This is a genomic window from Parasphingorhabdus sp. SCSIO 66989, assembly GCF_032852305.1.
GTDB classification, from domain to species: Bacteria; Pseudomonadota; Alphaproteobacteria; order Sphingomonadales; family Sphingomonadaceae; genus Alterisphingorhabdus; species Alterisphingorhabdus coralli.
In genome coordinates this window covers 2,040,769-2,061,345 of record NZ_CP136594.1, presented here as the reverse complement: position 1 = coordinate 2,061,345, position 20,577 = coordinate 2,040,769, and the positions used below count along the sequence as shown (strand labels likewise).

Annotated in this window: 22 protein-coding genes; 6 read left to right on the top strand and 16 right to left on the bottom strand. The window is 55.9% G+C overall.

Going from position 1 to position 20,577, the window contains the following annotated elements; translation table 11 throughout:
• The first annotated feature begins 23 nt into the window (after nucleotides 1-23).
• Nucleotides 24-1,292, top strand: coding sequence for a M24 family metallopeptidase (locus RB602_RS09575; protein ID WP_317080337.1), 1,269 nt, complete (start codon nucleotides 24-26; stop codon nucleotides 1,290-1,292).
• Between the two features lie 147 nt (nucleotides 1,293-1,439).
• Here the strand turns inward: RB602_RS09575 and RB602_RS09570 are convergent, their stop codons facing one another.
• The 9 genes from RB602_RS09570 to RB602_RS09530 form a co-directional block, all read right to left on the bottom strand.
• A complete protein-coding gene (locus RB602_RS09570) occupies nucleotides 1,440-2,621 on the bottom strand; it encodes a vWA domain-containing protein (RefSeq protein ID WP_317080336.1) in 1,182 nt (393 codons plus the stop codon).
• A 19-nt stretch (nucleotides 2,622-2,640) separates the two neighbouring features.
• Complete coding sequence (locus tag RB602_RS09565) at nucleotides 2,641-3,486, bottom strand: AAA family ATPase (RefSeq protein WP_317080335.1); 846 nt, start codon at nucleotides 3,484-3,486, stop codon at nucleotides 2,641-2,643.
• 79 nt (nucleotides 3,487-3,565) lie between these two features.
• Nucleotides 3,566-4,231, bottom strand: coding sequence for a DUF6975 family protein (locus RB602_RS09560; protein WP_317080334.1), 666 nt, complete (start codon nucleotides 4,229-4,231; stop codon nucleotides 3,566-3,568).
• A gap of 186 nt (nucleotides 4,232-4,417) precedes the next feature.
• A complete protein-coding gene (locus tag RB602_RS09555; protein WP_317080333.1) occupies nucleotides 4,418-5,443 on the bottom strand; it encodes a hypothetical protein in 1,026 nt (341 codons plus the stop codon).
• Nucleotides 5,440-6,063: a VanW family protein gene (locus RB602_RS09550; RefSeq protein WP_317080332.1), complete on the bottom strand. Its 624-nt coding sequence runs from the start codon at nucleotides 6,061-6,063 to the stop codon at nucleotides 5,440-5,442. The genes RB602_RS09555 and RB602_RS09550 overlap by 4 nt, the downstream gene beginning before the upstream one ends.
• A gap of 20 nt (nucleotides 6,064-6,083) precedes the next feature.
• Entirely contained in the window at nucleotides 6,084-8,087 is a 2,004-nt protein-coding gene (rpoD, locus tag RB602_RS09545; protein ID WP_317080331.1) for an RNA polymerase sigma factor RpoD, read from the bottom strand.
• A gap of 62 nt (nucleotides 8,088-8,149) precedes the next feature.
• Nucleotides 8,150-8,419 (bottom strand): hypothetical protein, encoded by a 270-nt coding sequence (locus RB602_RS09540; RefSeq protein ID WP_317080330.1) that lies wholly within the window; start codon nucleotides 8,417-8,419, stop codon nucleotides 8,150-8,152.
• A 109-nt stretch (nucleotides 8,420-8,528) separates the two neighbouring features.
• Complete coding sequence (gene dnaG / locus RB602_RS09535; RefSeq protein WP_317080329.1) at nucleotides 8,529-10,343, bottom strand: DNA primase; 1,815 nt, start codon at nucleotides 10,341-10,343, stop codon at nucleotides 8,529-8,531.
• Nucleotides 10,344-10,523: 180 nt separating this feature from the next.
• Nucleotides 10,524-10,976, bottom strand: coding sequence for a GatB/YqeY domain-containing protein (locus tag RB602_RS09530; protein WP_317080328.1), 453 nt, complete (start codon nucleotides 10,974-10,976; stop codon nucleotides 10,524-10,526).
• Between the two features lie 195 nt (nucleotides 10,977-11,171).
• Here RB602_RS09530 and carA point away from each other — a divergent pair, with 195 nt between their 5' ends.
• Nucleotides 11,172-12,446, top strand: a complete 1,275-nt coding sequence (carA, locus tag RB602_RS09525; RefSeq protein ID WP_317080327.1) for a glutamine-hydrolyzing carbamoyl-phosphate synthase small subunit — start codon at nucleotides 11,172-11,174, stop codon at nucleotides 12,444-12,446.
• On the top strand, nucleotides 12,443-13,000 hold the full coding sequence (locus RB602_RS09520; RefSeq protein WP_317080326.1) for a hypothetical protein: 558 nt from the start codon (nucleotides 12,443-12,445) through the stop codon (nucleotides 12,998-13,000). The genes carA and RB602_RS09520 overlap by 4 nt, the downstream gene beginning before the upstream one ends.
• A 143-nt stretch (nucleotides 13,001-13,143) precedes the next feature.
• Here the strand turns inward: RB602_RS09520 and RB602_RS09515 are convergent, their stop codons facing one another.
• Nucleotides 13,144-13,500, bottom strand: a complete 357-nt coding sequence (locus RB602_RS09515) for a PIN domain-containing protein (RefSeq protein ID WP_317080325.1) — start codon at nucleotides 13,498-13,500, stop codon at nucleotides 13,144-13,146.
• Between the two features lie 49 nt (nucleotides 13,501-13,549).
• Nucleotides 13,550-13,735 carry a hypothetical protein gene (locus tag RB602_RS09510; RefSeq protein ID WP_317080324.1) on the bottom strand — a complete coding sequence of 62 codons (186 nt, stop codon included), beginning with the start codon at nucleotides 13,733-13,735 and terminating at the stop codon, nucleotides 13,550-13,552.
• A 53-nt stretch (nucleotides 13,736-13,788) separates the two neighbouring features.
• On the opposite strand from RB602_RS09510, the gene carB reads away from it, so the two are divergent.
• The 3 genes from carB (at nucleotide 13,789) to RB602_RS09495 (ending at nucleotide 18,398) form a co-directional block, all read left to right on the top strand.
• Nucleotides 13,789-17,130, top strand: a complete 3,342-nt coding sequence (carB, locus tag RB602_RS09505) for a carbamoyl-phosphate synthase large subunit (protein ID WP_317080323.1) — start codon at nucleotides 13,789-13,791, stop codon at nucleotides 17,128-17,130.
• 105 nt (nucleotides 17,131-17,235) lie between these two features.
• Complete coding sequence (gene greA / locus RB602_RS09500) at nucleotides 17,236-17,706, top strand: transcription elongation factor GreA (RefSeq protein ID WP_317080321.1); 471 nt, start codon at nucleotides 17,236-17,238, stop codon at nucleotides 17,704-17,706.
• Between the two features lie 23 nt (nucleotides 17,707-17,729).
• Nucleotides 17,730-18,398 carry a rhomboid family intramembrane serine protease gene (locus tag RB602_RS09495; protein WP_317080320.1) on the top strand — a complete coding sequence of 223 codons (669 nt, stop codon included), beginning with the start codon at nucleotides 17,730-17,732 and terminating at the stop codon, nucleotides 18,396-18,398.
• Nucleotides 18,399-18,520: 122 nt separating this feature from the next.
• Here the strand turns inward: RB602_RS09495 and RB602_RS09490 are convergent, their stop codons facing one another.
• The 5 genes from RB602_RS09490 to RB602_RS09470 are packed head-to-tail and all read right to left on the bottom strand — an operon-like array spanning nucleotide 18,521 to nucleotide 20,546.
• On the bottom strand, nucleotides 18,521-18,757 hold the full coding sequence (locus RB602_RS09490; protein WP_317080319.1) for a DUF4170 domain-containing protein: 237 nt from the start codon (nucleotides 18,755-18,757) through the stop codon (nucleotides 18,521-18,523).
• A 17-nt stretch (nucleotides 18,758-18,774) separates the two neighbouring features.
• Nucleotides 18,775-19,137, bottom strand: a complete 363-nt coding sequence (locus RB602_RS09485) for a hypothetical protein (RefSeq protein WP_317080318.1) — start codon at nucleotides 19,135-19,137, stop codon at nucleotides 18,775-18,777.
• A gap of 58 nt (nucleotides 19,138-19,195) precedes the next feature.
• The gene (locus RB602_RS09480; protein WP_317080317.1) at nucleotides 19,196-19,489 is read right to left on the bottom strand and encodes a hypothetical protein; all 294 of its coding nucleotides are present in this window, start codon (nucleotides 19,487-19,489) and stop codon (nucleotides 19,196-19,198) included.
• Nucleotides 19,482-20,009, bottom strand: a complete 528-nt coding sequence (locus tag RB602_RS09475; protein WP_317080316.1) for a hypothetical protein — start codon at nucleotides 20,007-20,009, stop codon at nucleotides 19,482-19,484. The genes RB602_RS09480 and RB602_RS09475 overlap by 8 nt, the downstream gene beginning before the upstream one ends.
• Before the next feature lie 6 nt (nucleotides 20,010-20,015).
• Nucleotides 20,016-20,546, bottom strand: coding sequence for a hypothetical protein (locus tag RB602_RS09470; RefSeq protein WP_317080315.1), 531 nt, complete (start codon nucleotides 20,544-20,546; stop codon nucleotides 20,016-20,018).
• Between the last annotated feature and the right edge of the window lie 31 nt (nucleotides 20,547-20,577).

The window sequence follows — 20,577 nt, the reverse complement described above, 5'->3', positions numbered from 1 at the left end:
GGCGCGCAGCAGGAGGAAAGCGAATGACACTGGTAGCAAATATGCAGCGCAGACATTTTCTCCAGCTTGGCGGTGTTGCTGCGCTGGGTACGTTGCTGCCTGTTACTCGGATACTCGCGCAAGACAGCTTTGCGGGACTTAGCAACATGGCCACCGATGCAAAGCCGATAAGTCGAGAAGAAAGGCTGCAGCGACTGGCGAAAGCGCAGCGATTGATGCGTGAACAGGGCATGTCCGCACTGCTGATCGAGCCCGGATCAAGCCTTGATTATTTCACCGGTGTGCAATGGTGGCGCAGCGAGCGGCTGACTGCGGCGGTGCTGGGTGCCGATGGCGCATTGGCGATTGTGACGCCGTTTTTCGAGGAACCGAGCATTCAGGAAAGCCTGTCGGTCGAGGCTGAAATCCTGACCTGGGACGAACATGAGAACCCGCTGCGTAAAGTTGCCGACTGGCTGGCGCGCACCGGCAATACGTCCGGCAATATCGGTATTGAGAAAACGGTACGTTTCTTCGCCGTTGACGGGCTTAAGCGGGTAATGCCGGATGCCAAGATCGTTTCCGCTTCGCCGGTTATTCTCGGCTGTCGTATGTTTAAGTCAGCCTCCGAGCTTGCTCTGATGCAGACCGCATCTGATATCACTCTGGCGGCCTATGCCTATACGCTCCCGCGCATCGAACGCGGCATGACGCCCTCTGACATTTCGGCAATTATGAACGGTGCGACGCGAGCGCTGGGTGGACAACCGAAATTCGCTATCGCTTTGGTTGGGGAAGCAGCCGCCTATCCGCATGGCTCTGATCAACCGCAAGAAGTGAAGGAAGGCGAAATCGTTCTCATGGATTGCGGCTGTTCGGTGCATGGCTATCGGTCCGATATTTCGCGCACCATTGTCTATGGCGAACCAACCGCCAAGCAGCGTCAGGTATGGCAGCATATGCGCAATGGACAGGATGTGGTGTTTGAGGCAGCGCAGATCGGCGTCGCGGCAGGTAGTGTCGATGATGCTGTGCGCGCCTATTATGAGACGCTTGGCTATGGCCCGGATTACAAGCTCCCCGGAACCTCGCACCGTACTGGCCATGGCATCGGTATGGATGGGCATGAATCGATCAATCTGGTACGCGGTGAGACGACCGAACTGGCAGCGGGAATGTGCTTCTCCAATGAGCCGGGCATCTATCTGCCAGGAGAGTTCGGTGTTCGCATCGAGGACTGTTTCTATATGACCGAAGATGGTCCACGCTATTTCACGCAACCGTCAAAGGCGATTGATGAGCCTTTCGGATAGTGCCTTTCCGGCTTTTGATGATCCACCTTACCCGTTCGCCTCGAGCGAAGTCGAGAGGCCTATGCAGGTGGAGAGCAGTGTCTCGACTACGCTCGACACGAACGGAACGCCTCAAACTGAGCTTGAAACGATCCACAGTATTAGCGATCAACCGTTTTTACGGCTCAACTCCCGCATGGCATCATCCAAACCCGTCAAAGTCAGGGGATACATGCGGTCCTTCACCAGCTCCTGAACCATCCGCACGCTTTGCGAATAGCTCCATTGCTTTTCCGGCACCGGATTGAGCCAGGCGGTGGCGGGGTAGGTATTGACCATACGCTGCATCCACACCGCGCCGGCCTCATCGTTGAAATGCTCGACCGAGCCGCCGGGATGGCTGATCTCATAGGGGCTCATTGAGGCATCACCGACAAAGATCAGCTTATAGTCATGGCCATATTTGTGGAGAATATCCCAGGTCGGCGTGCGCTCGGAAAAGCGGCGGCGATTGTCTTTCCACACGCCTTCATAGACGCAATTGTGGAAATAGAAAAATTCGAGATTTTTGAATTCCGCCGTCGCGGCCGAGAACAGTTCCTCGCACAGCTTGATAAACGGGTCCATTGAGCCGCCAACATCAAGGAACAGCAGCAATTTGACCGCATTATGCCGTTCCGGGCGCATACGGATATCGAGCCAGCCCTGCTTCGCCGTGCCTTCAACCGTACCATCAATATCCAGCTCGTCCGCCGCGCCTTCACGCGCAAAACGACGCAGGCGGCGCAGCGCCATCTTGATATTGCGGGTGCCGAGCTGCTTGGTGTTGTCGAGATTTTGGAATTCGCGCTTGTCCCATACCTTGATCGCGCGCTTATGCGTGCTCTCGCCGCCGATACGGACGCCTTCGGGGTTATAGCCCGAATGACCATAGGGCGAAGTGCCACCAGTGCCGATCCATTTATTGCCGCCTTCATGGCGCTTTTGCTGTTCTTCCAGACGCTTTTTCAGCGTCTCCATTATCTCTTCCCAGGAACCGAGCGATTTGATCTTCTCCATTTCTTCTTCGGAGAGATATTTCTCGGCAACGGCTTTCAGCCAGTCTTCTGGAATAGTTGCGGTTTCTTCTTCAAAACTGGTTTCAAGACCCTTGAAAACCTTGGCAAAAACCTGATCGAATCGGTCAAGCAATCCCTCATCTTTCACCAATGTGGCGCGGGAGAGATAGTAAAACTCTTCAGGCGACTGGGAAATGACATCTTCGTTCAGTGCTTCGAGCAGCAGCAGGTGTTCCTTAAGCGATGCCGGGATACCCGCGCTGCGCAATTCGTCCATGAAGGAAAAGAACATTTTCGCTCTCCCTCGGCGCTTAGCTGTTCCGCCGCGCCATAAAGGCCAGCCGCTCAAACAGCATGATATCCTGCTCATTCTTCAGCAAAGCCCCGTGCAATGGCGGGATCGCTTTGCTTGGATCGCGCGATTGCAGCACGTCGAGTGGCATATCTTCGTGCAGCAGCAGTTTTAGCCAGTCTAGCAGCTCCGAGGTAGAGGGCTTTTTCTTCAGGCCCGGCACTTCGCGTACCTCGTAGAATATCTCCATCGCCTTGCTGACAAGACTCTTCTGAATATCGGGGAAGTGCACGTCGATAATCTCGCGCATCGTTTCCTGATCGGGGAATTTGATGTAGTGGAAGAAGCAGCGGCGCAGAAATGCGTCGGGCAATTCCTTCTCATTGTTCGAGGTGATAACCACAATCGGGCGCTCTTTGGCGGCGATGGTTTCCTTGGTCTCATAGACATGGAATTCCATGCGATCGAGCTCCTGCAACAGGTCATTGGGAAACTCGATATCCGCCTTGTCAATCTCGTCGATCAGCAGCACAGGCAGTTCTGGCGAGGTGAACGCCTCCCACAGCTTGCCACGCTTGATATAGTTACGAATGTCATGCACCCGCTCTTCGCCCAGCTGACCATCGCGCAAACGGGCGACTGCGTCATATTCATACAGACCCTGTTGCGCCTTGGTGGTGGACTTGATGTTCCATTCGATCAGTGGAGCGCCAGTGGCTTTGGCGATTTCATGCGCCAATACCGTCTTGCCGGTGCCGGGCTCACCCTTTACGAGGAGCGGGCGGCGCAATGTTACCGCAGCGTTGACCGCAACTTTCAGATCATCGGTTGCGACATAGTCTTTGGTGCCTTCAAAACGCTGCATGTATTGCTCCACTATTCATTTAATCACGCGATTAAACGGATAGAGAGCGATAAACGAAATCGCAAGCGGTGAATTGGGTTCAGACCGAACGCAGCATGGTGTTGCGCAGTTTCTGGCGGCGTTCGAGGAGAAGCCAGAACTGGTCATGCTGATGATAAAGCTGCTCTAGCCCGAAACTGATGGCGCGCAGTTCGCGCGGTTCGGCCCTGTTTTCAAGCGACGCCAAGAGCCTTTTCTGCATGTCTTGCATTTCGCTATCCGGCACCGGGATAGCCAATCGTGTGGCGAGCGCGTTCAAGGCGGGCCGCCAGATTATCCAGTCTGAAAGCAGCGCAATTGCAGCGCCCATACCACAGCCTTGGCGATCTGATTGACCGAGCACATCAATCGCGGTCCGCAACTGCTCAATGGTTTTGACTGCGTTGTATTCGCCTGCCAATGTTGTTGCGGGACCGGCTTCGACCGTCATATTGGCCAGCATCGCGCGTTGCGCGGCGAATGTTTCCGCCAGATCCACTATCAGGTCATGATTGTCGTCCTGGATCGAGCGATGGCTCATATGATCGAACAGGCCCGGATGATGACCATGCAGCTTGCCAAGATAATAGGCGATATCGGCAAGATCGCTGCCACTAAAGGAAGCGACATCTGTACTTAGCCGGGCAACGATGTCCGGCAACTGGGCAGGGCGCTCGGCAATGCGCTGTTGCAGGGCTGCTAAATCGGCGCGGCTCGATGGGTCCATTAATCCGGTATATGATGGCGGTGTTGTCACATTTCCCTCACTAAGGACTGGTCGCGGTACATACCGCAGTGTCTGTGAAAGAAATTACCGGTGATTCCTAAAAACAGTCTTACCGATAGGTCCGCCTTTGGTGCAAACATAGTCCATTTCGGTAGAAATAGTTGGCGCTTTACTATTCTCTGGGACTTAGGCGCTTACTCTGACCAAGTCGCTCACCGGACGAAAGTCGCCAGGAGCCAGCCCGCAGCCATTGCTGGCATATATCGTTATGCCTGCCGCCTGCGCGCTCAGCAAAAGCCGTGGCTGATTGATCATCGCGGCGGGCTGGATGATTGTTCCGATATCGTTGAGCCAGTCCGCGCCCATATTGCGATGCTCGGTCGCGATACCTTCCCACTGCGCACCGCGCTTCGCGCCGAATACAATAAGCGGTTCTTCCAGCTTTGCTGCGAGTTCATGGACAATATCCGGGCGGTGACGAGTGAGGTTTGAGCCAATATAGGCCACACGCGATCCGGAGATATGGGGTTTAGCCTCTGGACGATGCCAGGCGAGCGGGAGCCACTGGCCGGGGAAAAGGGCGCCAATGCCATGATGCGGGGTAATGATATGCCGCGCGCCTGACAGCAGAGCAGCTTCGCGTTCAACCAGCGAATCGGGTGCGCGGAAGTCGTTAATCGTCGTGCTGGGTCCCGTTTGCTTGGCGGTGCGGTCAAGCAGGCGATGGACCTCACCCAACGGATAGCGCGACATCAATACATCATAGCTGCGCCCGCCCAGCACTCCGGCTTCTTCGAGCGCGGGCAGCCAGGTCTGGGCGACCACAAGATGTCGGGCGCGATAATCAATATGCTGCGCCAGTGCGTGGCCCAGCTTGCGATCTTCGGCAAGATAGGCGCGCTGGCGGACACCACCGGGCGCTTCGGCCACCCGCCGCATTTCCGCGTGTCGGCGAAAGGTGGCGAGGGATGCTTTATGGGCAGGTTGTCCTGGCCAGCGATAGCGATCTAGTCCGGGGCGGCCCAAGAGGCCCGGCGCGATGATCTGGTCATTGGGCTGTGCAGTCGAGGAGACCATGCTGGCATATTCGGGCCAGACATCGTCGAGAATATAGCTCGTCTGTTCAGCCGCCGGCGCGAAGACGCCATGCTTGGCATGCATGACACAGCCGGTTTCCCCGCAGCTGGCACAGCTTCTGGGCGCAACGGTCATGCAAGTGCGTCTATCACCACTTCCAAATTATCTCTCGTCAAACGGGTGGTGAGGCGAATGGGTCGCGCGGCGCGGAAACGGAAATCAACATAGTTCCAAAATACCGTCGCATCTGTTTTTGGGTCAAGCGCCAGTCCATCCACAGTGGCGCTATGTCTATGGCGCTCGACAATCTCCATACCGGCCTGCTCAACGACACAAGACAGCGCATTGGTCATCTGGCAGATACCGCCTGCTATCGTTGGGATCAGGCAGCCTTGCCGCAGTTCACGCCCTTCCACAAAGCCGCGCGAACGCGTCGGGCGGCCTATGACATGCCAAAAGCTGAACAGCTCGCCGGTATCAAAAACCAACCCATCCAACCGCTTCGCGGCGACACGGAGATTTTGGACCTTGCCCAGCTCCAGCGCAAATTCACGCGGATCCCTGGCGGTGTAGAGCGGACTGACATCGCGTGCGAGCGTTTCGCCAATCGTCACATTGTCGCGGCGCCACGCGACGGGCTTGTCCGAGGAGAGCAAATTTTGCACGATGCGCTTGACGGCAAGCAGCCGCGCTTTGAGCGGAAACAAACGATCTGGCGGCGAACCGGAACCAACCGGGGCGACGGAGGCTGTCACGTCAGCCGATGGCATCGTCATTATTGATCGAGGAAACTACGCATCTTGCGGCTGCGGCTTGGGTGCTTCAGCTTGCGCAGCGCCTTGGCCTCAATTTGACGGATACGTTCACGCGTCACGCTGAACTGCTGGCCGACTTCCTCAAGCGTATGATCGGTGTTCATACCGATGCCGAAACGCATCCGCAGAACACGCTCCTCGCGCGGGGTGAGCGAGGCGAGAACACGGGTGACGGTTTCCTTAAGGTTGGACTGGATCGCGGCATCGACCGGGATGATCGCATTCTTGTCCTCGATGAAATCACCCAGATGCGAATCTTCCTCATCGCCAATCGGCGTTTCGAGAGAGATCGGTTCCTTGGCGATCTTCATCACCTTGCGCACTTTTTCCAGCGGCATGGAGAGACGCTCTGCCATTTCCTCCGGCGTCGGCTCACGGCCCTGTTCGTGCAGGAACTGGCGGCTTGTGCGCACCAGCTTGTTGATCGTCTCGATCATATGCACCGGAATACGGATGGTGCGCGCCTGATCGGCAATCGAGCGGGTGATCGCCTGACGAATCCACCATGTCGCATAGGTGCTGAACTTATAGCCGCGGCGATATTCAAATTTATCGACCGCCTTCATCAGGCCGATATTGCCTTCCTGAATAAGGTCGAGGAATTGCAGGCCGCGATTGGTGTATTTCTTGGCGATGGAAATCACCAGGCGCAGATTGGCCTCGACCATTTCTTTCTTGGCAATACGCGCCTCGCGCTCACCCTTCTGCACCATATTGACGATACGGCGGAACTCCGGCAGCGCCATGCCGGTAGCAGAGGCAATATCGCTGATTTCCGAGCGGATACGGTCAATCGCAGAGGCTTCTTTCTCAGCGAAAGCGGTCCATTTCTTGTCGACCTTGGAGACATCGCTGACCCAGTTATCGTCCAGCTCGCGTCCGATATAGCGGTCGAGAAAGTCCTTGCGCGGAACTTTGTGGCGTTCTGCCAGACGTAGCATCTGGCCACCCAAAGCGGTCAGGCGACGGTTAAAGGCATAAAGCTGATCGACCAGATATTCGATCTTGGTGGCATGGAACTGCACCGACTCAACCTCAGCAGTGAGGTCTTCGCGCAGCTTCTGATATTTCTTTTCCTTCGCCGCCGGGAAATCATCACCGACGCTCAGCACGTCAAGGCGCTCTTCCTGTAACTTGGCGAATTTCTTAAACAGACTGGTGATGGTCGCGAATTTTTCCAGCGCATCGGGCTTCAGCGCCGCCTCCATCTGCGCCAAGGACAGAGTGTTGTCCTCGTCATCATCATCATTGCCCGGACGCGCGCGGCGTTCGGTCATCGATGCTTCGTCATCATCCTCATCGCCGCTTTCTTCCTCGACATCTTCCTCTTCCTTATAGGAAGGTCCGGCATTCTTCTCACTGATCTCGCCATCGTCTTCAGCGTCGTCCTCGAGATTTTCCGGCGCAGGCTCTTTGGAGAGCATCGCATCGAGATCCATAATCTCGCGCAGCTGCATCTCTTCGTTATTGAGCGCGTCCGACCATTCAATGATCGCGTGGAAGGTAATCGGACTTTCGCACAGGCCTAGGATCATGGTGTCGCGGCCCGCCTCAATACGCTTGGCAATCGCAATCTCGCCCTCGCGGCTGAGCAATTCCACCGCGCCCATTTCGCGCAGATACATGCGCACCGGATCGTCGGTTCGGTCGCCGGTTTCTTTCTTCTTTTCCGGAGCCTTGGTCTCGGTCTTGCCAGCATCGGCGGCGCCGACTTCTTCGGGCGTATCGTCGTTAACGTCTTCCTCGCTCTCGACGATGTTGACGCCCATTTCCGAGATGGCGGACATCACATCTTCAATCTGCTCGGAGGACATCTGGTCCTGGGGCAGGGCCTCGTTCAGCTCATCATAGGTGATGTAACCGCGCTTCTTGGCGCGGCTGATGAGTTTCTTGATTGAGGCTTCATTGAGGTCGATCAGCGGTGCATCACCATCGCTGCGATCGTCTTTTGCTTTGCTTGCCAAGGCTATGTATTCCTGTTGTTACCGCTCGTCGCTATTCGCAAGAGCCGTATATTATACTTCCGTTACCGGGCGCGCGCGCGTTCTGCAAGGTCCGTTATTCGCTGGTTGAAGCTGCGTTTCTGATCCTGCAGTTCGGCAAATTGGGTAAACACCGTATCTGTCGGATCGCTATTGAGCTGTTTCTCCAGTCTTTCAAGCCGTTGCTTCAGCCGGGGCTGGGCAATGGCGATATGCAAAACCTCCTGCAAATCCTTGCGTGCACCTATATTATCATTGTCCGTTTCGGCATCATGTGATGCGCTTTGGGTGAAGGAAAAGGGAAGGTTGTTCAACGCTGCCGACAGCGATGCACATATTCCCCCAAATCCCCGTTCTTCCAATATGGTGCGCAGCGTTGCGGTATCAAGGTCAGGCTGGTTGATTTAGAGAACCATATTGACCTTAGGCTGCTTTGGAATACTCCCTTACTTGACTTGCTACTTCTTGCAACGACTGTAATGATTTAAGCTGCTGCTGTTCAATGCGATACCTGTTATCAAGCGCTTCCTGACTAAACTCCTGAGCAACTCGCTCCTCAGCTTTTTTACGTTCTCTCTCGTACCGGCTCTCCTGGCATAGTATTTTTACAACAATGACGAGATCATTTTCGGCTCTTTTGCCATCTGTAGCCTTATGATAGAAAGAAAATGCTAAGTCAGTTCTGTAGTTCCGCTTCTCGAATTTATCCCCCAGCTCTTGTTCCCATATTTGCTCAATCATATCTTGTTCGACATCAGGGTTTTCGGAGACAAACCGTATTAGCTTGGTGCGCATATCGTCGATGGTTTGATCTTGTATTTCAAATTCAAATATTTGATCTATGACATCGTGTATGGTTCTCGGATACCTTGACAATCCTAGCAGTATTGCCCTTGCATAATTATCTCTCCTAGAGCGTCGGTTTTTGAACGCTGCAAGGTGTATTACGTTAGCGTATTGAGATAATTTTTTCTTATTCCAGCCAAAGCGTTCATAGAACTTATCAACTAGCTCTTTGCGATACTCACGTGCTAAATCGTAATGCTCTATTTCTTGTGCGTAGAGCTTTAGATCATTTAGCATCGCAGCGCGTTCGTCGGCGTTTGGAGTCGGACCGTATTTTGAACTCTCAGTATGCCAGATATAATCTGCCAGAGACTCTGCATGATCAATCAAATAGCCCATCTTCTTAGGGCCGCTTATCTTCAGAAAATCATCAGGGTCCTGCCCTTGAGGCATTAGACAGAAACGTAGGGAGTATCCAGGTTTCAGAATGGGTAATGTCTTATGCGCCGCACGCATTGCTGCTTTTTGGCCGGCCTTATCACCATCAAAACAGAGAGTTGGTTGTTCCGCGAGCTTCCATGCCATGCCGATCTGTTCTTCGGTCAGGGCGGTGCCAAGTGGTGCTACCACATCTTCAAACCCAGCCTGAGATAGAGCAATCGCATCCATATAGCCCTCGACCACAAGCAGCCGGTTGGTCTTTCGGGATGCTGGGGCAGCCCTGTCGAGGTTATACAAAGTCCGGCCCTTGTCGAACAAAGGTGTATCGGGTGAGTTGAGGTATTTCGGCTCACCTTCACCCAATATGCGCCCACCAAAGGCAATCACTCGTCCACGCGCATCACGGATCGGTAGCATCAGCCGTCCGCGGAAGCGATCATAGGGCGCTTTATCCTCAACCTGAATCAGTAATCCAGCTTCAACAAGTTGCTCTTTGGGGAAGCCATCGAGTGCCTTGGCGATATTGCCGCGTCCTTCGGGAGCATAACCAAAGCCAAAGGTGCGCTGCGTTTCCTCTGAAATACCACGCTTCTCGAGATACGCGCGTGCCTTAGCGCCTTCGACTGTATCTAACTGCTGAACAAACCAGTCTTGTGCCGCTGCACACACATCAATCAGGCTGGTACGCTTTTCTGCGCGTTCGGCAGCTTTGGGATCAGGAGCGGGGAGGGACATGCCCGCTTCACTGGCCAGTTCCTTCACCGCATCCATGAAGCCAAGACCGTTATGTTCGGTCATCCAGGTGATCGCATCGCCATGGGCCCCACAACCGAAGCAATGGTAGAAGCCTTTTTGATCGTTAATGGTAAAGCTGGGTGTATTCTCGTTATGAAATGGGCAGCAGGCTTTATACTCTCTTCCAGCTTTTTGAATCTTAATCGAGCGCCCTATCAAAGAAGATAGGGTCGTACGCGAGCGCAATTGATCCAACCAGGCTGGGGAAAGAGTCATTCTGACGAAATATCATTTTTGAATTGGATTTACCATCCGACCGTTAAATACATGTAATCATTTGGTAAATTGGAATCAACAAGTAAGTATTTGATACTGTTTTGAACAATTTAAGCTGATAAAGTGTTGAGATTCGCAAGCGAATTTTGGCATTGTCTCCCGCAGGCGGGAGGGGAGTAATTACCCCAACACCGCCTTCACCAGTGCACTCGCCTTGCCCATATCGAGCTGGCTGCCATGGCGTTGTTTTAACAGGCCCATCACCTTGCCCATATCCTTCATGCCTTCTGCACCGGTTTCGGCCTTGATCGCCTCAATCGCGGCGCGAGTCGCGGCTTCGTCCATCTGCGCGGGCAGGAATTCCTCGATGACCGTCAGCTCATTCTCTTCCGCATCGGCCAGTTCGTCGCGGCCGCCATGGCGGTACATCGCGATTGATTCGCGCCGTTGCTTCGCCATTTTGCGCAGCACATCGACAACCATCGCATCATCATCGCCGCTGCCATCAGCGGTGCGCATGGCGATATCCTGATCCTTGATCTTGGCCATAATCTGGCGGATGGCGGCGGTGCGCGGCTTGTCGCCGCCTTTCATCGCGGCAATTTGCGCCGCCTTCAGGTCGTCACGTAGCATTCTCGTCTTCTCGTCCTTGGGGGTCTTGCTATTTTGGTCATGTGGCGGATTTTGCAATAAAGGATGATCATAGCCGGGGATGAAATTTTTTCCTAGATTGACCGTTGATCGGCCCACAGTTTAGCACCCCGTCAATTTGGCGTGGCGCATAGCCCCCGCGCCGCCACCTGAACAAACCCCGCAAGGAGGACAGCCATGCCCAGCAGCACAGCCCCCAAAGGCGCAACCGGACTGCTGGTATTGGCCGATGGCTCGCTGGTCTGGGGCAGGGGCTTTGGCGCGACGGGCAGCGCGGTGGGTGAGTTGTGCTTCAACACCGCGATGACCGGCTATCAGGAAGTGATGACCGACCCCAGCTATGCCGGGCAGATCATCACCTTCACCTTCCCGCATATCGGCAATGTCGGCGTGAATGACGAGGATGTCGAGGCGGACAGTCCGCATGCGCTGGGCTGTGTGGTGCGCGAGGATGTGACCGCGCCCAGCAATTTCCGCAGCGGCGGCAGTTTTACCGAATGGATGGCGGCGAATGGCCGCATCGGTATATCGGGCGTCGATACCCGGGCGCTGACCCGCCGCATCCGCGAGGCCGGCGCGCCGCATGTGGTGATCGCGTATGATCCGGACGGTCAGTTCGATATTGATGCGTTACTGGCCGAGGCGCGGGCCTGGCCGGGGCTGGAAGGCATGGACCTTGCCAAACAGGTGACGGGCGATCAGGCAAAGCTATGGGATGGCGGCGCATGGCGTTTGGGCCATGGTTATGCGCCGATTACAGAAACCCCGTTCGTGTCGAGCGAAGTCGAGACACAGGCTGATGAAGCGCAAAGTCTCTCGACTACGCTCGAGACGAACGGAGAGGGTGTGCAGGGGAGAGAACGCCCCCATGTCGTTGCCATCGATTATGGCGCCAAGCGCAATATCTTCCGCAATCTGGTCGAGGCAGGCGCCAAGGTCACCGTGGTCCCGGCTGAGACCGCGCTGGACGATATCCTCACGCTCGAACCGGCGGGCGTGTTCCTCTCCAACGGCCCCGGCGATCCGGCGGCGACGGGGGACTATGCGGTGCCGGTGATACAGGGCCTGCTGGAGCGCGATATTCCGATTTTCGGTATCTGTCTCGGCCATCAGCTATTGGCGCTGGCGGCGGGCGCGAAGACGATCAAAATGCATCAGGGCCATCGCGGTGCCAACCATCCGGTAAAGCGTGTGGGCGGCGGTTGGGATGAGAGCGCCAATGAAAAAGGGGGCCTGGTCGAGATCACCAGCATGAACCATGGCTTCGCGGTCGATGGCGCCACGCTGCCCGACAATGTCCGCGAGACGCACAAAAGCCTGTTCGACGGCAGCAATTGCGGCATCGCCTTTACCGATAAAAATGCCTTCGGCGTGCAATATCACCCCGAAGCCAGCCCCGGCCCGCAGGACAGTTTTTATCTGTTCGCCAAATTTGTGCGGGGGTTGGGGTGAGGCTGGTTTATCTGCTGTTGCTGTTTCTGATACTCGGTGCTTGCGATGATACTTCCCCTGCTACTGAAATGATTGATCCTAAACAGGATTCACAATTAAAAGGTGCTGCAAAGTCAACGTCTAATATGGCACAGCAAGGCTTTGATGCGATGGCTTGTAATCGAGATGGAGAGGCATTCTTCGAACATGTCTGGACCAGAGGAGGTGTAGGCATCAATAGGCAGGCGACCCTCACGGCTTGTAATGCCAAAACAAAGATATCCGCTCTCTATGAAACAGAGGCCACGGAGGTTAGCTTTGTGCTGAGTAGGGAAGGTTGCCAGGGAGACATCAAAGTTCAGGTAAATACAGAAGGTGTTTCAGCCTCTCGCTTTGGTAATTCTTGGCAGCAATTAGATGACAGTCTCCATTCAGGCTGGAACAAATTTTCCGCAAATTGCAATTTGTCTGAGGAAGAAGAACAAGTCGACTTTGGGTGGTTTAGACCGGGATTTCAGCATATTATCGAGACTCTTGAGCAACAACGGACGCTAAATGGCATTACCGATCTTTAGCATATGTAATCTCTTTTGCTGTGCCTCCTCCCTCTCCCTTGAGGGAGAGGGTTGGGGTGAGGGTGCTCGGCGGTAATGGGGAGCTTATCATTGGCGTCTGGACATTCCATCCCAACTGCACCGCAAATTGCGCAGTGGCCCTGTCATTCTCCCCAAGGGTTGATCAAGACCAGCCCAATGCCCTCAAAATCCCGGCTATTCCGCGTTGCAAGCGGTATCTCCAGCGCCAGGGCTTGCGCGGCTATCAATGTGTCAAACTGGCGCGATCCCACACGTTGTTCACCGATAAGCACCTGTGAACCAAATTCTGCCCATTTTGATGCGCTGGCCATATCAAAAGGGACAATGCGATCTTCATGGGCTTCTACCAGACGATCAAACCAGCCTTTGAGCATTTTGCGTAAGTCCTGGCCACGCGTAACATTGATGCCCATGTTTAATTCTGCTGCGACAATGGAAGAGAGCAGCGTTTCATCGCGATGCTTTAACAGCCAATCCACGACACTATCATTGGGGCGTGGTTTGGTCGTTTCGCTAAAGACGTTAGTATCAACTAAAATCATCAAAAGCGAACGGCACGACACGATCAGAAAGAGCACGATAAGAAAGATTGATCTCGGCCCCCGGGCGGGTCATGGCAATCAGATCGTGAACCCAGTTCGCATTGACCACTTCGTCCGAAACCATGGGATCAGGATCGCTGTTTTTCTCGGGGTCTACTCTGGGTCTATCCAATGCGTTCAAGCTCCTTTACGCCATAGTTTACCATAAGAGTACAGCCATAAACAATGCCCAAAAGAACTGACATAGACTCCATCCTGATCATCGGCGCTGGACCCATCATTATCGGCCAGGCGTGCGAATTTGATTATTCGGGCACGCAGGCGGTGAAGGCGTTGCGTGAGGAGGGCTATCGCATTGTCCTCGTCAACTCCAATCCGGCGACGATCATGACCGATCCGGATATGGCCGATGCCACCTATATCGAGCCGATCACGCCCGATATCGTTGCCAAGATTATCGCGCGGGAGCGCGCCGAGCGGCCGGATGAAAAGCTGGTGGTGCTGCCGACCATGGGCGGGCAGACCGCGCTCAACACGGCTTTGGCCCTGGATGAGGACGGCACGCTGGACAAATATGATGTCGAGCTCATCGGTGCCCGCGCCGAGGCCATCGATAAGGCAGAGGACCGCGAGAAATTCCGTGCTGCGATGGACGCCATCGGTCTGGAAAGTCCGAAATCGGGCATCGCCACCAGCATGGACGAGGCGTTTGCGGCGCTGGAGGAAATCGGCCTGCCGGCGATTATCCGTCCCGCCTTCACCATGGGCGGCACTGGTGGTGGCATTGCCTATAATCGTGAAGAGTTTGAGCATTATTGCCGCACCGGCATTGATGCCTCGCCGGTCAACCAGATCCTGATCGATGAAAGCCTGTTGGGCTGGAAAGAATATGAGATGGAGGTGGTGCGCGACAAGGCGGACAATGCCATCATCATCTGCTCGATCGAGAATGTCGACCCGATGGGCGTGCATACCGGCGACAGCATCACCGTCGCCCCGGCGCTGACGCTGACCGACAAGGAATATCAGATCATGCGCAATGCCAGCATTGCGGTGCTGCGCGAGATTGGCGTTGAGACCGGTGGCTCTAATGTGCAGTTCGCGGTGAACCCGCAGACCGGGCGTCTGGTAGTGATTGAGATGAACCCGCGCGTCTCTCGCTCCTCGGCACTGGCGTCCAAAGCCACTGGCTTCCCCATCGCCAAGGTCGCCGCCAAGCTGGCGGTGGGCTATACGCTTGACGAGATCGACAATGACATTACCGGCGTCACCCCGGCGTCGTTTGAGCCGACAATTGACTATGTCGTCACCAAAATCCCGCGCTTTGCCTTTGAGAAGTTCAAGGGCGCGGAGAATAACCTCTCCACCGCGATGAAATCGGTGGGCGAGGTGATGGCGATTGGCCGCAATATTCAGGAATCGATGCAAAAAGCGTTGCGTGGGCTGGAGACCGGGCTGGATGGTTTTAACCGCGTGCCGCGTTTGGAAGGTGTGCATCGCGATGTGATTGTCGCCGAACTCGCCAAGCCGACGCCCGAGCGGTTGCTGGTGATTGCACAGGCCTTGCGCGAGGGGCTGTCTGAGAGCGAAGTCTGCGAGATCACCCATTATGATCCCTGGTTTGTCGCGCGGATTGCCGAGATTGTCGCCGCCGAAGCCGAAGTGATGGAACATGGCCTGCCGACCGATGCCGAAGGTCTGCGTGCGCTCAAAGCCATGGGTTTTTCCGACCGGCGACTGGCGACATTGGCGGTGCGTTCGGTGCCGGTGCGCGGCGGTCTGGGCGAGACACGCGCGCGTTCGCATGGGCTACTACACGATGCCTTGCAAGCGATGGCCGGAGCCACCAGCGCCGCCGAAGTGCGCGAGTTGCGGCACAAGCTGGGTGTCCGCCCGGTGTTCAAACGCATCGATACCTGCGCCGCCGAATTCCATGCGCGCACGCCCTATATGTACTCGACCTATGAAGCGCCGATTTTTGGCGAACCCGAATGCGAGTCCGAGCCGAGCGACAAACGCAAGATCGTCATTCTTGGCGGCGGGCCGAACCGGATCGGGCAAGGGATCGAGTTTGATTATTGCTGCTGCCATGCCTGTTTCGCGCTGGCCGATGCCGGTTATGAGACGATCATGGTCAACTGTAATCCCGAGACGGTGTCGACCGATTATGACACCTCGGACCGGCTCTATTTCGAGCCGCTGACCGCTGAAGATGTGTTGGAAATTCTCGAAGTCGAGCGTTCCAATGGCGAGCTGGTCGGGGTTATCGTGCAATTTGGCGGGCAGACGCCGCTTAACCTCGCCAAGGCGCTGGAAGAGGCGGGGATACCTATCTTAGGCACCTCGCCCGATGCGATTGATCTCGCCGAGGATCGTGAGCGCTTTGCCAAGCTGGTCAATAAGCTCAAACTGAAACAGCCCGATAACGGCATTGCCCGCAGCCGCGATGAGGCGCTCGCTGTGGCCAACAAGATTGGCTATCCGGTGCTCATCCGGCCTTCTTACGTGCTTGGCGGACGCGCGATGGAGATTGTCGACAGCCCTGCGCAACTGGATGATTATATTGCCACCGCGGTGCAGGTGTCGGGCGACAGTCCGGTGCTGATCGACCAATATCTGCGCGATGCTGTCGAGGTTGATGTCGATGCGATCTGCGATGGCGAGAGCGTCACCGTTGCCGGAATTATGCAGCATATCGAGGAAGCCGGCGTCCATTCTGGCGACAGCGCTTGCACCCTGCCGCCCTATAGCCTCAGCGATGATCTGATCGCCGAAATGGAGCGCCAAGCCGAGGCGCTGGCCCATGGTCTGGGTGTGCAGGGCCTGATGAATATCCAGTTCGCGGTCAAGGATGGCACTGTCTATCTGATTGAGGTTAACCCCCGCGCCAGCCGCACCGTGCCCTTTGTCGCCAAGGCGATTGGTGCGCCGGTGGCCAAGATCGCGGCGCGGGTGATGGCGGGCGAAAAACTGGCCGCGCTACCCGCTATCGATCGTAATATCGACCATATGGCGGTCAAAGAGGCGGTGTTCCCCTTTGCCCGCTTCCCCGGTGTCGATCCGGTGCTGTCGCCCGAGATGAAATCCACCGGCGAAGTCATGGGTATCGACCAGACATTCCCCATCGCCTTTGCCAAGTCGCAACTCGCGGCGAGCCTGCATCTGCCCGATAGCGGCACGGTGTTTGTTTCGGTGAAGGACAGTGACAAGCCGAATATCGTTCCGGTAGCGCAACAGCTCGAATCGCTGGGGTTCGATATTATCGCGACCGGCGGCACAGCCGAGTATCTCAAAGGGCAGGGCGTTACCCTGGAGACAGTCAACAAAGTGGCGCAAGGGCGGCCGCATATTGTCGACCGGATCAAGGATGGCGGGGTCAGCCTGATCATCAACACCACCGAGGGCTGGCAGAGCCTCAAAGACTCGCAATCGATCCGCGCCTCGGCACTGCAGACCAAAACGCCGAGCTTCACTACAGCCTCGGCCAGCATGGCCGCCGTAGAGGCAATTGCGGCTTTACGCACCACAAGTCTTGAAGTTAAGCCACTTCAAGCCTATTATGGCTGATCTGAACGAATAATCCCGACAATAGGTTTTGATTTTCGGCGGCTCCCAAGGGCCGCCAGGAGAAACTTTTTGTCGCTGAAGACATGAGATGTGAAGGAAGCCGATATGGCAGACAAAATGCCAATGCTGCAGGAAGGCTATGACAAGCTGGCCGCGGAATTAAAGGCGCTGAAGGAAGAACGCCCGCTGATCGTTGACGCGATCGAGGAAGCGCGCGCCCATGGTGACCTTTCGGAAAATGCCGAATATCATGCCGCAAAAGAGCGTCAGGGCCAGGTCGAAGCCACGATTGGCGATCTGGAAGACAAGCTCAGCCGCGCGCAGATTATCGACCCGACCACGCTTTCGGGCGATAAAATTGTGTTTGGTGCGACGGTGTCCTTGCTCGATGAAGATGACAAGCCGCTGAAATATCAGATTGTCGGCCAGGCCGAAGCCGATGCGCGCCATGGCCGTATCAGCTATAACAGCCCAATTGGCCGCGCTCTGATCGGCCGTCAGGTCGAGGATGAGGTCGAAGTAAGTGTGCCTGCAGGCGATAAATATTATCTCGTCGAAAAAATCGAGTTTATTTAAGTTTCCGTCCCTATATCGGGGACATGGAACATTTCCGTCCGCAAAAGCGCAGCAGCGCTGTCCGTAAACCTGGTCCCTTTACGCTGTTTTTCGCAGGGGCCTGTGTGCTGCTTTGGCTCGGCCTGAATGTCACCGGGCTTCAGGAACAGGCAGCGATGCATGCCGGATTTGTGCCGGCACGCTTTTTTGACAGCGCCAGCTTTGCCCGTTTTGATCTGTTGGTTCCGGCACTGCTGACACCGCTGAGCAGCGCCTTTCTGCATGTCGATTTTGTGCACTTGTTGTTCAACATGCTGATCTTGCTGCTGTGCGGTACGATTGTTGAGCGCGTGCTCGGAAGTGCGCGCACGCTGTTACTGACGGTCGCTGGAGCCTATGGCGCGGCCTTTGTACAGGCTTTTGATCCCTTTTCCATCGGTGCTGTCACTATCGGCGCCAGCGGGGCGATCAGTGCGCTGATTGCCGCGACGATATTGCTGAATGTCGAGATCAAGCAAAAACCTATCGGCAATCTCACCCCTTATCACAGCCAGCTAGCGCGGCTCGCCTTTATGTGGGTCTTGATCCAGCTGGCTCTGGGCATTGGCGGGGTTAGCGGCCAGAGCATCGCCATCGGCGCGCATATTGGCGGTTTTTTGACCGGCTTGGTGCTGACGCAACCGCTTACGCGGTCATTATTTCCCAAAGCCTAGCCACGACCGCTCGCCTCGAGCGAAGTCGAGAGGCCGTTGCAAGTGGACAGAAGTGTCTCGACTACGCTCGACACGAACGGATTTTTAATTGCTTGAGGTACTTTTGAGCGCGAATTGGCGCTTTACTCGCCAGCCTCAACCTCTTCCGGCAGTTCCGGCTCAAGCAGCCGGTGCAGATGCACGACGACATATTTCATCTCGGCATCATCAACGGTGCGCTGGGCGCAGCCGCGCCAGGCTTCTTCTGCCGATGCGAAATCGGGATAGACCCCGACCAGGTCCATTTGCTCGAGATCGACAAAATCAAGGCCACGCGGATCCTTGACCCGGCCACCCAATACAAGATGCAATTTGCTCATACCATCCCTGTTCGTTTCTAATGCCCCATGCGCTCGCGTGCGGCGTCACGGGCTGATTGCGTTGCCTCTCCTGCACGGCGAACCAGATCGCGGAAATGCAGCTTGGCCTCATCGACCGAAAGTCCTGCATTTTCCAGACCAGCCCGACCCGCTTCCTGCGCCGCATGTATCGCTTCTTCGGCGCTTTCCTTGACCTTGCGGCCCGCATCTCCGATCAGCGATTGCTCGCGCCGATTCTTTGGCAGTGACGCGCCAATGGCGACACCGATAGCCAGCGCTCCGGCAAGGCTGATAAGCGGATATTCTACTACGGTCTCGCGCAGCTTTTCCGATGCGTCTTCAAAGCCGGTGGTGGCATTTGTTTTTGTGCTGTCAGACATGCCCAATCTCCTTGTCTCATCGACAGAGTATATACCACCGACCGTATAAACGGAGCCTTTACGACGGCGGATTTCGTTTCGCCAGCAGATTCTTGACCGGAAGATAGGCCAATGCGGCAGATGCCAGCACCGCGCCGCCAATCAGCTTCCATTTATGCTTTTTGGCGCCCTCAGCCGTCGCACTCGCCGCTGATTTCGCCTTTACCGTAACATGCTCCGCTGCCTCTTTGGTGAGGTTGAGCGGTGCAAAGCGCTCGCGCGCCGCGTCGGTTGCTGCGCGCAGCTGCGCTTCGCTCTCGTCCCGATCGGCCTTTAGCTGTAACAGGTCTTTGCGAGAGAGTTTCTCAGCCATTGTCGTCCTTTACCGCTTCCGCCACTTTGCGACCGGTAATTCCGCCTGTCTCGGCGATCATGGCCTTGGTGCTGTTCAGCTGTGACTTGGCAAAGCGCAGCGCCAATAGGCCCAGCACAGTCCAGGTCAGCGGCACGGTGAGCAGCGCGATCAGCGGCCCGAAATAGTGCGCGACGGTCATAAAGATGCCGAGCAGCAAGGTGATATAGGCGCACAAAAGCGTGAACAGGCCAACCCCAACCCCAATGGCCCCCAGCTTGGCCGCGCGCACGGTATAGTTGATGCGACCCTTCTGAAAGCCGAGCTCTGCCTGAAACCATGTCTGCCCATCGGCATAGAGTCCTTTGAGCTGATCAACCATGGCCGGTTTATCCGCAGTCTGGTCCCTGGTCGGCGCGTCCTCTGTGTTGACGTCAGCATTCTCCCCCGGCACCGTATTATCATGGGCAGCGTCATGGGTATCCTGATGATGTGTGTCATCAGGCGCAGTGTCCTGCGGTGTCTGGGGAGAGCTGGACATCAAGTATCAGTTATCGTTGTTGCTCGCGGATTTGAACAGTCGGGCGACAACAAAGCCAGCGGCCGCGGCAATGCCGACCGCCAGAGCCGGGCTCTTGCGAACAAATTCCCGGGTTTCATCGGCCAGTTCGCCAAGATCGCTTTCATCAACCTTCTTGGCCGCGCTGGTGACATTGTCAGAGGCGGTGCGGGCCATATCGCCAAAGCGGCTGCCCAGGCGCTCGTCAATCGCACCGGCGCTGTCACCGATCAGACCACCAAGATTAGCGATGGCCTCGCTGATACGTCCCTTCGCATCATTGGCAAGCTCCGCTGCCTTGGCTTTGGTGTCCTCGGCAAAATTATTCTCATTTGCTGCCGCCTTGGTCGCGACCAGAGCCGTGCTCTTCTTGGCCGCTGGTTTCTTGGCGGTTGTCGCGGTTTTTTTGCTTGCGGTTGTCTTGCGGGTGGTGGTCTTTTTCTTCGCCGCCGCGCTGGTTTTGCGCGCAGTGGTTTTCGGCTTTGCGGCGCCAGTGCCGCTCTTGGTGTCTTCGCTCACTGAATGTGGTCCTTCCATGACTATGTGCATC

Excerpts from the sequence above, each read along its gene's own strand:
- RB602_RS09575 (WP_317080337.1), top strand. The coding sequence starts at position 24 with ATGACACTGGTAGCAAATATGCAGCGCAGACATTTTCTCCAGCTTGGC.
- RB602_RS09570 (WP_317080336.1), bottom strand. The coding sequence starts at position 2,621 with ATGTTCTTTTCCTTCATGGACGAATTGCGCAGCGCGGGTATCCCGGCA.
- RB602_RS09565 (WP_317080335.1), bottom strand. The coding sequence starts at position 3,486 with ATGCAGCGTTTTGAAGGCACCAAAGACTATGTCGCAACCGATGATCTG.
- RB602_RS09560 (WP_317080334.1), bottom strand. The coding sequence starts at position 4,231 with ATGGACCCATCGAGCCGCGCCGATTTAGCAGCCCTGCAACAGCGCATT.
- RB602_RS09555 (WP_317080333.1), bottom strand. The coding sequence starts at position 5,443 with ATGACCGTTGCGCCCAGAAGCTGTGCCAGCTGCGGGGAAACCGGCTGT.
- dnaG (WP_317080329.1), bottom strand. The coding sequence starts at position 10,343 with ATGACTCTTTCCCCAGCCTGGTTGGATCAATTGCGCTCGCGTACGACC.
- RB602_RS09530 (WP_317080328.1), bottom strand. The coding sequence starts at position 10,976 with ATGCTACGTGACGACCTGAAGGCGGCGCAAATTGCCGCGATGAAAGGC.
- carA (WP_317080327.1), top strand. The coding sequence starts at position 11,172 with ATGCCCAGCAGCACAGCCCCCAAAGGCGCAACCGGACTGCTGGTATTG.
- carB (WP_317080323.1), top strand. The coding sequence starts at position 13,789 with ATGCCCAAAAGAACTGACATAGACTCCATCCTGATCATCGGCGCTGGA.
- greA (WP_317080321.1), top strand. The coding sequence starts at position 17,236 with ATGGCAGACAAAATGCCAATGCTGCAGGAAGGCTATGACAAGCTGGCC.
- RB602_RS09495 (WP_317080320.1), top strand. The coding sequence starts at position 17,730 with ATGGAACATTTCCGTCCGCAAAAGCGCAGCAGCGCTGTCCGTAAACCT.
- RB602_RS09490 (WP_317080319.1), bottom strand. The coding sequence starts at position 18,757 with ATGAGCAAATTGCATCTTGTATTGGGTGGCCGGGTCAAGGATCCGCGT.
- RB602_RS09485 (WP_317080318.1), bottom strand. The coding sequence starts at position 19,137 with ATGTCTGACAGCACAAAAACAAATGCCACCACCGGCTTTGAAGACGCA.
- RB602_RS09480 (WP_317080317.1), bottom strand. The coding sequence starts at position 19,489 with ATGGCTGAGAAACTCTCTCGCAAAGACCTGTTACAGCTAAAGGCCGAT.
- RB602_RS09475 (WP_317080316.1), bottom strand. The coding sequence starts at position 20,009 with ATGTCCAGCTCTCCCCAGACACCGCAGGACACTGCGCCTGATGACACA.